At 51.8% G+C, this 12,228-nt stretch carries 10 protein-coding genes; 7 read left to right on the top strand and 3 right to left on the bottom strand.

Annotated features, from left to right (window positions below; genetic code table 11):
• The first annotated feature begins 154 nt into the window (after positions 1-154).
• Both HRU77_15270 and HRU77_15275 read left to right on the top strand, forming a co-directional pair.
• Entirely contained in the window at positions 155-1,933 is a 1,779-nt protein-coding gene (locus HRU77_15270) for a hypothetical protein (GenBank protein ID QOJ21923.1), read from the top strand.
• A gap of 21 nt (positions 1,934-1,954) precedes the next feature.
• Entirely contained in the window at positions 1,955-2,719 is a 765-nt protein-coding gene (locus HRU77_15275; GenBank protein QOJ21924.1) for a hypothetical protein, read from the top strand.
• Positions 2,720-2,853: 134 nt separating this feature from the next.
• Here the strand turns inward: HRU77_15275 and HRU77_15280 are convergent, their stop codons facing one another.
• Positions 2,854-4,365 (bottom strand): YifB family Mg chelatase-like AAA ATPase, encoded by a 1,512-nt coding sequence (locus HRU77_15280; GenBank protein ID QOJ21925.1) that lies wholly within the window; start codon positions 4,363-4,365, stop codon positions 2,854-2,856.
• An 84-nt stretch (positions 4,366-4,449) separates the two neighbouring features.
• Positions 4,450-4,746 carry an accessory factor UbiK family protein gene (locus HRU77_15285; protein QOJ21926.1) on the bottom strand — a complete coding sequence of 99 codons (297 nt, stop codon included), beginning with the start codon at positions 4,744-4,746 and terminating at the stop codon, positions 4,450-4,452.
• A gap of 230 nt (positions 4,747-4,976) precedes the next feature.
• Between HRU77_15285 and HRU77_15290 the strand changes: the two genes are divergently transcribed.
• From HRU77_15290 to HRU77_15305, 4 genes are read left to right on the top strand one after another with little or no spacing between them, the layout of a single operon-like run.
• Positions 4,977-5,984: a phosphotransferase gene (locus HRU77_15290; protein ID QOJ21927.1), complete on the top strand. Its 1,008-nt coding sequence runs from the start codon at positions 4,977-4,979 to the stop codon at positions 5,982-5,984.
• A 19-nt stretch (positions 5,985-6,003) separates the two neighbouring features.
• Positions 6,004-6,720 (top strand): nucleotidyltransferase family protein, encoded by a 717-nt coding sequence (locus HRU77_15295; protein QOJ22211.1) that lies wholly within the window; start codon positions 6,004-6,006, stop codon positions 6,718-6,720.
• A gap of 18 nt (positions 6,721-6,738) precedes the next feature.
• The gene (gene pepP / locus HRU77_15300) at positions 6,739-8,046 is read left to right on the top strand and encodes a Xaa-Pro aminopeptidase (GenBank protein ID QOJ21928.1); all 1,308 of its coding nucleotides are present in this window, start codon (positions 6,739-6,741) and stop codon (positions 8,044-8,046) included.
• Positions 8,043-8,411 (top strand): hypothetical protein, encoded by a 369-nt coding sequence (locus HRU77_15305; protein ID QOJ21929.1) that lies wholly within the window; start codon positions 8,043-8,045, stop codon positions 8,409-8,411. Before pepP ends, HRU77_15305 begins: the two co-directional genes overlap by 4 nt.
• Before the next feature lie 36 nt (positions 8,412-8,447).
• Here HRU77_15305 and HRU77_15310 read toward each other — a convergent pair whose 3' ends face one another.
• Positions 8,448-10,832 carry a penicillin acylase family protein gene (locus tag HRU77_15310; GenBank protein QOJ21930.1) on the bottom strand — a complete coding sequence of 795 codons (2,385 nt, stop codon included), beginning with the start codon at positions 10,830-10,832 and terminating at the stop codon, positions 8,448-8,450.
• 210 nt (positions 10,833-11,042) lie between these two features.
• Between HRU77_15310 and flhB the strand changes: the two genes are divergently transcribed.
• Positions 11,043-12,194, top strand: coding sequence for a flagellar type III secretion system protein FlhB (gene flhB / locus HRU77_15315; protein ID QOJ21931.1), 1,152 nt, complete (start codon positions 11,043-11,045; stop codon positions 12,192-12,194).
• Positions 12,195-12,228 lie beyond the last annotated feature (34 nt).

Consider the following 12,228-nt stretch of genomic DNA (forward strand, 5'->3'; position numbering starts at 1 on the left):
ACATGAAGAACGGTTTTAAGTAGGTTTCTATAGTAGAAACAGGAAATTTATTTTTTCATATTTAATTTAGTATTTTGATTTCAATAGCTACTTATTAATTGGTGTTTTTTACCATTTATGTAGTGGTATACAGCTACTTTGTAAGTGAGAGGTCATGGATAAAGATGGATTAGATAGAAGAATGCTGTTGGGTGCTGGATTAATGGGATTTGCTGGCTCAGTTCTTGCTGAAAATGGAAACACTCCAGAACAACAATCACTAGCAGAAGTCGAATCGCTCAAGAAATCCGATCAGGGTAATACTGAAATTTTAAAAAAGGCTCAACAGATAACTGGAGAGCTCAAGGAGCGCTTATCCAATCAGGAAACTAGCTTCGCCAAGGTGTTTTCTCAAGATCCAATTCCTAAAATAACATTTAAGCGAGCCAATACGGAAAAAAGTTCATGGGATCGAATAGTTAAATCTCTGGATACAACGTTTAAACTAACCAAGGATGGATCCACATCAGCGACTCTTACCGATCAAATACGTAGAATTGAATATGGATTCATTTTTAAATCTGATCAAGCGGATACAGATTTTAGTTGGCAACATGTTGAACCACTACTTGATCAAGCCGCAGATCTTCTGGATCGAGCACTGCGTGAAAGATCAAACTGGGATGACTTAGCGCAGAAATGGTTTGCTACGATGTTAGAAATACATGAGTACGCTGAGCTCGACAAGATTCACGTAGAAGAAGAAGAGGCCGGCATCTACGAAGTACCTCTACAGGAAAGCACAGCGGATTACAGGTCTAATTATGTCACCCACCTCTTTAACTCGCTTAGTTCGAATGTGATAGAAGGCATAATTGATGTCAATTTTGGTTCCAAAGAGCTTACTGAAGTTCTAAATGCAAATAGAAAGGGAGCATGGCTAGCAGGTTTAGTTCCATACACTTGGAAAGACCAGCACTTTAATGGCTATTCAGTTCACACATATGGAAAAGTGACAGCTACAGTTGCTCAGCATGCAGCCGATGCAGCAGAGACTCAATCCGATCATGAGTTTTCTACGCAAGGATCCTTTGCATCTAGTCAACTATTTTCCTTTAATGCTTCCATGTACAGTGCTGCTGAGCGTATGAATGGTGCAAATGCCAAAAAAGAGTGGGATCAGCGGAACTCAGTTTTTTTGAGGAGAAGAACACTAGTTGCAAGAAAAATACAAGATATTAAAGCTCGCGCAGCAACTGATCCAGATGGTATTCTGAACGCGGGAAAACGTTTGGAACAAATCAAAGCGAGATTCCAATTGGATTTTCGCGATGCATTGGCTAGACTTTTAGTGATCCAAAGAGGCCTTAGCGATATTTATGGTTATGATATTCCTTTACCACAACAATCAGAAGATCTTGATTATTACGATCGTTGCCTGCTTTGGACAAGACAAACAATGCAATGGCTAATTCGCTTTTCTCGGCAGGAACAGTGTTTTGTTTTACCGATATCTATACGAGGTCTAATTGGCGATGATGCATGGTTAGATGGACGAAGTAGGGGTGTTTGGAATGTTGATGTTACCAAAAACTTTTTTTTGAATATGGCGCATGTGCGTGTAAGAGGATTGAGTGCATTTGTAAATATAAATCGGAGATTCGATACGTTATGGAGGATATCGGTTAAACCGCCAATGCAAGCCACTATCCAGCATATGTCTGGCAAAATTGTTACAGTGGATCAATCAAAAGTTCCACCATCGCAACTGGCGCGTGTTGGTCGGAGAGATGCCATTCGTGAACCAGATGTTGTTGGTGTTGCATCGTTGCATAATGTAAGTCCTATTGGCATATGGACAATACGTGCTCTAGGTGGTATGCCTCTAGAATCGGATGTACAGCCGTTGGAGGATCTTTCGCTGGATTTACTTTTATCATTTCGTGCAGTCTGAGCTAAAGAAAAGGCAAGGATTATGTACCAAAAAGACAGCACACCAGATAAGGCAGATAAACCAAATAAGGCAGATAAACCAGATAAGGCAGATAAACCAGATAAATCCACTCGAAAGTCAGATCTGCCAAGTCATTTATTAAATAACTCAAATAAAGACCGAATAAATCGAGCCACTAATACACAATCGGAAACTACAAGACTTGAAAATGCTAGTGGAAATGCCACAAAAAAAGGATACTCTGATCTTATCCAAGATAAATCTCAAGATCTTACTCTTTCGATATTTAAAAATTTGATGCAACCCAACCAATATGCAGTTGATCCTCCAGTATCAGGATCAAATTCATCCGGTGCAACTGAGCGCTCTACTGACTGGTCTGGTTTGGATATGGCGAACTCATTAGGTGGCTATGGTACCGCATTGAATGTAGCAGCTGATTTCTACGGAGGTATAGGTGACTTTATTCGCAACTATAATGATATGAAAGCTGCCAATACAAAAGGGGCAGATAGATATTTTCATTGTATGGCTAATTGTGAATCAACATCGAGAGGGCCGGGAGGCTTGCTTTCGGCGGAAATTATGAACGTGGGCCGTGAAGGGATAGATATAGTGAAAAATGTAGTGGTGAAAGGGCTTACTTGGAATGCATCATTTGAAGACTGTGCCGGAGATTGGAGTGCTGATCATGTTGGCATTAAAGCAAGCCTAGACGGTACTAGATGCTATACTGGTTGTGAGCAATTTCGTCCACGAAGCTTGCCTCGAAGAAAACCTGAATAATTTGTAGTAATTCAGATCCGATCTGACAGTTACACGATTTGACGATGCAAAAGCTGGTGTCAGGTCCAGAATGAAGAATCAAGACCAATATCATGTTCTCTAATTTGGTTTTAAAAGATGATGCAAAATGAAACCTATTGTTTATCCAACCTACGATACTGAATCGCTTCCGCAATATGCTGATTATTGATTTTCTTGGTACCTGATAAATCCGCAATGGTTCGCGCCAGTTTCAGAATACGGTGATACGCACGGGCGGACAGGTTCAAACGGCTGATGGCTTGCGTTAACAGATTTTCGCTGGCGCTATCGAGCGCGCAGTGCTGATCGATTTCCTTGACGCTCAGACCGCTATTGGTTTTTCCTTGCCGGTTCAGTTGTAATTGATGCGCTTTTTCAACACGCTGGCGGATGGCGCTGCTTTTCTCACCGGTAGTCTGTTGTTTCATCAGCTCTTGTTGCGGTACCACAGGAACTTCGATTTGCATGTCGATGCGGTCGAGTAACGGGCCGGAGATTCGTCCGCGGTAGCGGGCGATTTGGTCGGGGGTGCAGTGGCATTTGCCGGAAGGGTGGCCCAGGTAGCCGCAGGGGCAGGGGTTCATCGCGGCGATTAATTGGAAGCGTGCCGGAAATTCGGCTTGGCGGGCGGCGCGGGAGATGGTGATTTTGCCGGATTCGAGCGGTTCGCGCAGAACTTCCAGTACCTTACGGTCGAATTCTGCGAGCTCGTCGAGAAACAGCACGCCGTGCAGCGCCAGCGAAATTTCACCGGGCCGCGGCTGGCTGCCGCCGCCGACCAAAGCGATACCGGAAGCAGTGTGATGCGGGGAACGGAACGGCCGCCGTTTCCAGTTTTCGATATTGAAATTACCGTAGCCGAGCGATTGAATCGCGGCGGATTGCAGGGCTTCTTGCTCGGTCATAGGCGGCAGAATGCCGGGAAAACGCGCCGCCAGCATCGATTTTCCGGTGCCCGGCGGGCCGATCATCAACAGGCTGTGTCCGCCGGCGGCGGCAATTTCCAGCGTGCGTTTGACATGCGTTTGTCCTTTGACTTCATCCAGATCGGGATAGGCAGAATCCTGTGTGCCACTGCCACTCTCCGGAGGATTGCGGTAAACCGGCAAGGGTTCGTGCCCGCTCAAGTGCGCGCAGACTTGCAGCAGCGACTTGGCGGCATAAATCGTGGCTTTGTCGACCAGCGCGGCTTCGGCGGCGTTTTGTTGCGGCAGTACGAAACTGCGGCCGGATTGCGAGGCGTTGTAGGTCATCGCCAGCGCGCCGTGGATGGGGCGCAGTTCGCCGGTCAGCGCGAGTTCTCCGGCCCATTCGTACTGATCCAGCTGGCCGCCGGGGATTTGCCCAGTGGCGGCGAGTATTCCCAGCGCGATCGGTAAATCAAAACGCCCGCTTTCTTTCGGCAAGTCAGCGGGCGCCAGATTCACCGTGATGCGTTGCGCGGGCATTTTGAATTGCGCATTTTGCAACGCCGCCCGGACACGGTCTTTGCTTTCCTTGACTTCGGTATCGGGAAGACCGACGATGGTGAAACTGGGCAAGCCGTTGGCGATGTGTGTTTCCACCGTCACCAACGGTGCTTGGACGCCGGAGACTGCCCGGCTATACAGAACGGCGAGAGACATTTAATAAACGCAATCCTGAGTCTAGCCAGGCGCGGAAGGGGAAAAGCTCAAGGATAGCAAGCCGCAAGCAAAGATTGTTTCGGCTTAACCTTCCGTTTGTACGCGATCCGATGTTTCATTATTTTCTGTTGAACTCAGTGTGGATTGGTTTAAGCGTGCTTCCAATTCGGCAACCCGGGCTTCGAGCAGGATCAATTTTTCCCGGGTGCGCTGCAGAACTTCCTGTTGCACGTCAAATTCGTCGCGCGTGACGAGATCAAGCCGGGTAAATGCGCCCGACAGCAACACCCGGATATTTTTTTCTATATCCTTGGCTGGGCTGTGGTGCAGAATTTCGCTGACTTTGGCATTGATTTCGTCGATTACATTTTTGTTAAGCATTGATGTTCTCCTTGTTGATGACTCACCAGTTGATCAGCTGATTGGAATGGCTACGTGATAAAATCCGAAACAATTTTATTTTACGAAAACGGATTATCCACTGTTATTGCGAACGGTTCCAGTGTTAAGGATCCGCCTTTATTCTGCCATGCTGCAGATAACCGGTGAATAGAGGCATGCCCTTAAAATCATGAACTGTTTCAATAACGGTTAATAATCCGGATATATGAATGGAACGCAAACAATTACTTGAGCAGTGGCTGAAAGATCAATTTCCCGCGCGGCCGTTTACATTGCAGCCTGCATCGGCGGACGCCAGTTTCCGGCGTTATTTCCGTGCCATCTTTGACGACCGGACCGTTATCGTCATGGATGCGCCACCGCAACACGAGGATTGCGCGCCATTTTTGCGGGTCGCGGAGATACTCGCGGCAACCGGTGTGCATGTGCCGGAAATACTGGCGCAAAACCGGGAGCTGGGTTTTTTGCTGCTATCCGATCTGGGCAGTACAACGTTTCTGCAAGCATTGAATGACCGGATCGAGAGCGCGCATCAACTGTACGGCGAGGCCACCGATGCGCTAGTCAAAATGCAATTGTCGCATCAAGCGGACAGCTTGCCGGTTTATGATGAGGCTTTGCTGCAAAAAGAACTCGATTTGTTTCCCGATTGGTACATCGCGAAACATTTGCAGACTGATTTGACGGAAAAACAACAGGCTGCCTTGCGCACGGTTTTCTCCCGGATTGTGCAAAACAATCTGGCGCAACCCAGAGTACTGGTGCATCGCGATTATCATTCGCGCAATCTGATGGTGACTTCCCCCAATCCGGGCATCATTGATTTTCAGGATGCCGTGCATGGCCCGATTACGTACGATCTGGTGTCGCTGTTGAAGGATGCGTATATTCACTGGGACGAGGAGCGTATTCTCGATTGGGCCATCCGTTATTGGGAGAAAGCGCGCAAGGCGCGGTTGCCGGTTAGCGCCGATTTTGCGGATTTTTACCGGGATTTCGAATGGATGGGGGTGCAGCGTCACCTCAAGGTGCTGGGAATTTTTGCCCGGCTCAATTACCGCGACGGCAAGGCGGCGTATTTGAACGACATACCGCTGGTGATGCACTATTTACGCAAAGCGTGCGAGCGCTACCGCGAGCTTGATCCGTTGCTGAATTTGCTGGATGAATTGCATCCGGCCGAATCATCCGGTCAGAAAGTTGGCTATACCTTCTGAGCGCATCCCCTATAAAGCGATGATTCTCGCGGCCGGGCGCGGCGAGCGCATGCGCCCGCTTACCGATGCGCTGCCCAAGCCCTTGCTGAGAGCGGGCGGCAGCGCGTTGATCGAACATCAACTGGACAATCTGGCGCGCGCTGGTTTTACCAACATCGTCGTCAATCATGCGTATCTGGGTGAAATGATCGAAAACGCTCTGGGAACCGGCGAACGTTACGGTGTTCGTATCCGTTATTCACCCGAAAAGGTGGTGCTGGAAACCGCCGGCGGAATCGCCAATGCGTTGCCGTTACTGACGGGAGAATCCGGCGATCAGCCGTTTCTAGTGGTGAATGCCGATATTTTTTGCGCTATGGATTACGCCACGTTATTACCGGCCTTCCAAGCCATGCAGTCGGACTCCGGCCGACGGCTTGCGCATCTGGTTCTGGTTGATAACCCGCCGCACCATGCCGCAGGCGATTTTGCGTTGGCACATGACCGGGTGATGCTCAACGGCAATGCCAAACTGACATTCAGCGGCATCGGTATTTATCAGGCGCGGCTTTTTCATGGCCTGCAACCGGGATTGCCGGTGAAACTCGCACCGTTGTTGCGCCAGGCCATGCAGGCAGGGCAGGTAAGCGGCGAATATTTTTCCGGGCAATGGGTCGATGTCGGAACGCCGGAGCGGCTGGAATTATTAGACAAACAACTCAAATCCCGCGCGGAATCATCCGCCAGATCGATTTAAGGAATAAAGAACTCGCTTATGACACACTTTCAACATTTCATCGCCCGCCGCCAGCTTCTGGCCAGCAAAATGCAATCCGGCATCGCGATCATTCCGACCGCACCGGAGCGGCTGCGCAATCGGGACGCGCATTATCCTTACCGTTTCGACAGCTATTTTTATTATTTGACCGGATTTCGCGAACCGGAAGCGGTGCTGGTGCTCGTTGCCGCCCGTGGTGATGCGCCGCTGAAACAGCTGTTGTTCTGCCGCGAAAAGAATCAGGAGCGGGAAATTTGGGACGGTTTCCGCCACGGGCCGGAAGCCGCGAGAGCAATGTTCGGTTTCGATGAAGCGCATGCGATTGACAAGCTGGATGAGCTGCTGCCTAAATTATTGGCCGATCAACCGGCGGTTTATACGGCAGTAGGATTGGATGCGGCATGGGACCAGCGCGTCATCGGCTGGTTAAACCGGGTGCGCGAGCTGGCGCGCACGGGTATTGCCGCCCCGGCGGAAATTCGCGATAGCCGCGCGTTATTGGACGAAATGCGCCTGATCAAGGATACCGACGAGTTGCAGACTATGCAGCGCGCCGCGGATATTTCCGCGCAAGCGCATCAGCGCGCGATGCAGACAACGCGCCCGGGCATGCGCGAGTACGAGATCGAAGCGGAGTTGCTCTACACCTTCTACCGGCACGGTGCACAAGCACCGGCTTACACCTCCATTGTCGCGGGCGGGGCCAATGCGTGTGTGTTACATTACGTGCAGAATAATGCCGAGCTGAAATCAGGCGATTTATTGCTGATCGATGCCGGATGTGAATTGGACGGCTATGCATCGGATATCACCCGAACTTTTCCGGTGAACGGCCAATTCACCGCGGCGCAGCGCGATGTTTATCAATTGGTGCTGGCCGCGCAGGCGGCGGCGATTGCGCAAGTGCAACCGGGGAACCGCTGGAATGATCCGCATCAGGCGGCATTGCAGATACTGGCGCAGGGTTTCATCGATCTGGGATTGTGTCAGGGCAGCGTCGAAGCTGTGCTGGAATCGGAAGATTACAAACGCTTCTACATGCACCGCACCGGACATTGGCTCGGATTGGATGTGCACGACGCCGGCGAGTACAAACTGAAGGGCGAATGGCGCGAACTGGAACCCGGTATGGTATTGACCGTCGAGCCGGGATGCTACATCCGTCCGGCGGATGATGTTCCGGAACATTTTTGGAATATCGGGATTCGTATAGAAGACGATGTCGTGGTTACGCCGTCAGGGCATGAAATTCTGACGCTGGCAGCGCCCAAAGCAATAGCCGAAATAGAGGAGTTGATGCAATGAGCGACGAAGAGAGGAAAATTATCATCAGCAGAGTTTCCGAGTACCGCCAGAACGAATCGGGCGAATACCAGCGTGTGCCGGTTTCCCCCGTCAACCGCTGGCTTACCTACGCGATCCTCATTCCGGTCGTGATCATCATGGCCATTCTGGGCATTTTCTTTTTTGCCGCTTTCCTGGCTTTATTAGCGGTCGCCGTGGTGGTGGTGGGGATACGCTTCTGGTGGCTGCGCCGGAAGTATGAAAATGCCATGCAGCAATCCGGCGAAGCACACCGGCAGTCCGAGGCGGAGCAAACCGTGATCATCGAAGATGCGCAGATCATCGAAGAAACCGAAGCGCACCGCACTGAACAGAAAAAGCACTGAGCTGCATCGGACCGGCCGGGCCGATACAATCCCAGCTTATCGCCGTGGAATCAATTTCATCTGCCGCTCGGCCGCACCCGGCAGGAACGGCGTCGGTTCGCCGCTGACCCAATTGGCGTGCCCGCTGCCGTAATACGGTGACAGCGGATGTCCGCTTTGTCCGCCGGGCATATCGAAATAACCCCGTTCTTCCTGTCCCGGCGCAACGATGGAACGCTGCGAGGCGCCGAAGTTGGGTGATTGTACGCGCGGCATATTGTGATCCCCCGGCAGCGGATCGTGCGGCATGTCGAGCCATTGTGAAATCCATCCCGGCAGCTTCTGGCTCAGCGGATGTTTGATGCGCGCCGCATTCTGCGTTCCCCAGTTACGTTCCGCGATACCGCCATCTTGCTGCATTTGTTGCGCGCTTCTTTGTGCGCAGCGCAGCAACAATTCCTGCCAATTTTTGAATTGTGGCGGCAGTAGATGCTGTGGCCGTTGTTCGATCAGTTGCCACAAAATCAATTCGGTTTGGCTGAGCCGGGGCAGCTCGAAACCGGCGTGTTGCCGCCGCACCGGAGCGGCAAAGCCGTTCAATACCGTTTTCATGACTTCATAGCGGTACGTGCGCACGATGCGGTACGCGACGGAATTTGCCGAAGCTTCTCCATTCCAATCGGACAATGCGGTTTTCAACGCGTCAATCCACGCTGCATTACTGTTGGCCGATTCGAGCGTGGTTTGCAGCAGTTGATGCCAGCGGGTTAGCAGCAACGCGCGATAATCCAATTGAATCGCTTGCATCTCATCGCTATCGAACCGCTCTCTGGCGAACAATCGATCGCGAATTTGCAAGGCGCGCGCACCGAGATCGAAACCGCCGTTGCCGAGCAGCTCAAGCTGTTCGCCCGAAACGGTGCGCGAATTGGCCGACCACAAACGTTTTGACGGCGGATTGTGGAGTTCCGGGTAATCGTCCGGATCGAGCCAGCCCTGCCAGCCGGTACCCGCAGACGTCCAGTCGGCGGGGATTTGCGCATCATAATCAGGCGAACGGGCGGGGATGCGGCCGGCGAGTGTCCAACTGATATCGCCGTCGCGATCGCCGACGATAAAATTCTGTACCGGAATACCGAACTTGGGCGCAATTTCCGCCGCTTGCGCTGCGTTTGTGATGGTTTCCAGTTCGACCAGCTGAAGATTGACCGCATCCGGGAGCAGTGCCGTCCAGGTCAATGCCAGCGGGGTTTTATCGTGATCTTGCGCAATCACCGGCCCCCATTCGGTCTCGGAAATCGTGAGCATCTCATCCGGTGCATTGCGTACACGGATGGTTTCTTGCACGATCTGTAGCGGCTGCCAGCCGGTTGCGCCGAGATAGCGCGTGTTATCTTGGTCATCGATTTGAATGCGCACCCAGTCGGAAAAATCGCCGTGACTATTGGTGAAACTCCAGGCGATATGACGGTTTGAGCCGGTGACAATGGCCGGGACACCGGGCAAGCTGATGCCGGTGATGTCATGTATTTTGCCGCTTGCGGCGGTATCCGGATAAATCAACCGCGAGCGGAACCAGACATTGGGCACCCGCAACGTCAAATGCATGTCATTGGCGACGATCGCAGCGCCGTCCGCCAATGCGCCGGAAACCGCAAAACTGTTACTGCCCGGCGTTTCTTCGCTATTCAAGTCACCGTCCTGGAATAAACGCTCGTCCAGCGTTTGCAAATTGAGATCCGCTGCCGGCGGAAGCTGCGCCAGGGAAAACGGTTCGTCGATCAGCGGCGCATCCCAGACACCGGCGTTTTGTGTCAAAAATTGATAGACCGACTCCGGTAATGCGGCGTGCATGTGCGAAAGCGCCAATTCACGGTAAATATTCTCTTCAGTCAAGGTGAAAAACATCGCGTAGATCACCAAAATGCTGTCCTCATTGCGCCAGGCTGCCGGTCCGGTTTGTGTCAACAGATAAGGAAACGGCCGCACCGTCAACGCGCCGAGACCCTGATTGACGCCCATCCGGTAAGCATCGAGTAGTTGCCATTGCTCCGCAGGGAGTTGTTGCAGCACTGCGGCGGCGCGTGCGCGCATGCGGAACGGCCGCGCCTTGCGGTCGTGCGCCACTGCGCCGGGACCGAACAATTCCGCCAGCTCGCCCGCGGCCTGGCGGCGCATCAAATCCATCTCGAAAAAGCGTTCCTGTGCATGGACATAACCCATTGCCTGCGCCAGATCCAACCGGTTGGCGCCTTGCAAGGTGACACTGCCCAATACGTCGCGGTCGATCGATACTGCCGCGGTTAAACCGGGCACTGCCGTTTTTCCGTCATATTGCGGCAAGCTGCCGCGCAGCATCAGGGCGACTGCAAGTATCGAAAAGCCGGTGATTAACACGACTGTTATCAGGAAGTAGCGGACCAAACGTAACGTAGACTGCATAAGCATATGAGGGTAATCAGATCTTGCTAGCGGTACAGCTTTGCGATGCCCAGCAACATCTTGTAATTGTTATTTAACTCATTGATATTAATATTTATAAATGATTGATTTCGATATTTCGATAATAAAAGGCATGAATCCTTCTTTATTCCCGGCATTGAAGCCGAGTATTCGCAATGATAATTCATTTGTGGAAATTTGGAGCTGATCATGGCTGAAGACAGTGATTTAGAACGAACGGAAGAGGCGACGCCGAAGCGCTTGGAGAAAGCGCGAGAGGAGGGTCAGATCGCGCGTTCTCAAGAACTGACGACATTCACGTTATTGCTGGCGGCTGCGGCCGGCATCCTGTTCATGGGTTCCGGCTTGATGGATAGATTGCTGAAAGTCATGAAAACAGGCATGTACATAGAACGGGAATTGGCGCATCAGCCCAACTTGATGCTCAACCGTTTTTACGAGCTCGCTTTCGAAGGATTGCTGGCGATGGCCCCGTTATTGTTTTTACTGGTGATTGTGGCCTTTTTTGCGCCAATGTCGTTGAGCGGCTGGATGTTCAGCACCAAGGCGATTATGCCTAAATTCGACCGCATCAATCCTATCAGTGGTTTGGGCCGGATTTTCTCGATGCACAGCTTGGTTGAACTGGTCAAAGCGATTCTCAAGACCATTGTGATCGGCGGTGTCGCGGCGCTGGTCATTTGGAGCAATAAGGACGCGGTGATGATGCTGCTGACGGTGCCGGTCGATTTGGGCATTAGCCGCACCGGTGAATTCCTGACCATGAGTTTTCTGTTGATTGTCGGCGCCATGATCTTGGTCGTCTTGATCGATGTGCCTTACAAGCTGTGGGAACACGCCAAGCAATTGCGCATGACCAAGGAAGAAATCCGCAAGGAATACAAGGAGAGCGAAGGCGATCCGTTCATCAAAGCGCGTATTCGCGGCCTGCAACGCGAAGCAGCGCGTCGCCGCATGATGGCGGAAGTGCCGAAAGCCGATGTGATTGTCACCAACCCGACGCATTACGCCGTGGCGCTGCGTTATCAAAGCAATAGCATGCGCGCGCCGAAAGTCGTCGCCAAAGGAGTGCATTTATTGGCGGCGCGTATCCGTGAAGTTGCGACGGAACATCGCATTCCGATTCTTGAAGCACCGCCGCTGGCGCGGGCGTTATATCACCATGCCGAGCTGGAAAGCGAAATACCGGAGAAGTTGTATACCGCGGTTGCCGAGGTGCTGGCTTACGTCTTTCAGCTGAGACGCTATAACGAATATGGCGGAAAAGTACCGCAACCGCCGGTGGATGTACCGGTTCCGGCGGAATTGGACCCAGGCGCGGCAGAGCCGGGCAATGCGTAAACCGGCAATTTTACTGATGAGTTTTTACTGGGCG

The sequence above is a fragment of the Gammaproteobacteria bacterium genome (assembly GCA_015709615.1).
Classification (GTDB): Bacteria; Pseudomonadota; Gammaproteobacteria; order Burkholderiales; family Nitrosomonadaceae; genus Nitrosomonas.

Bases quoted from the DNA above. Each gene is read 5' to 3' on its own strand.
- HRU77_15270 (QOJ21923.1), top strand. From the start codon at position 155: ATGGATAAAGATGGATTAGATAGAAGAATGCTGTTGGGTGCTGGATTA.
- HRU77_15275 (QOJ21924.1), top strand. From the start codon at position 1,955: ATGTACCAAAAAGACAGCACACCAGATAAGGCAGATAAACCAAATAAG.
- HRU77_15280 (QOJ21925.1), bottom strand. From the start codon at position 4,365: ATGTCTCTCGCCGTTCTGTATAGCCGGGCAGTCTCCGGCGTCCAAGCA.
- HRU77_15285 (QOJ21926.1), bottom strand. From the start codon at position 4,746: ATGCTTAACAAAAATGTAATCGACGAAATCAATGCCAAAGTCAGCGAA.
- HRU77_15290 (QOJ21927.1), top strand. From the start codon at position 4,977: ATGGAACGCAAACAATTACTTGAGCAGTGGCTGAAAGATCAATTTCCC.
- HRU77_15295 (QOJ22211.1), top strand. From the start codon at position 6,004: ATGATTCTCGCGGCCGGGCGCGGCGAGCGCATGCGCCCGCTTACCGAT.
- pepP (QOJ21928.1), top strand. From the start codon at position 6,739: ATGACACACTTTCAACATTTCATCGCCCGCCGCCAGCTTCTGGCCAGC.
- HRU77_15305 (QOJ21929.1), top strand. From the start codon at position 8,043: ATGAGCGACGAAGAGAGGAAAATTATCATCAGCAGAGTTTCCGAGTAC.
- HRU77_15310 (QOJ21930.1), bottom strand. From the start codon at position 10,832: ATGCAGTCTACGTTACGTTTGGTCCGCTACTTCCTGATAACAGTCGTG.
- flhB (QOJ21931.1), top strand. From the start codon at position 11,043: ATGGCTGAAGACAGTGATTTAGAACGAACGGAAGAGGCGACGCCGAAG.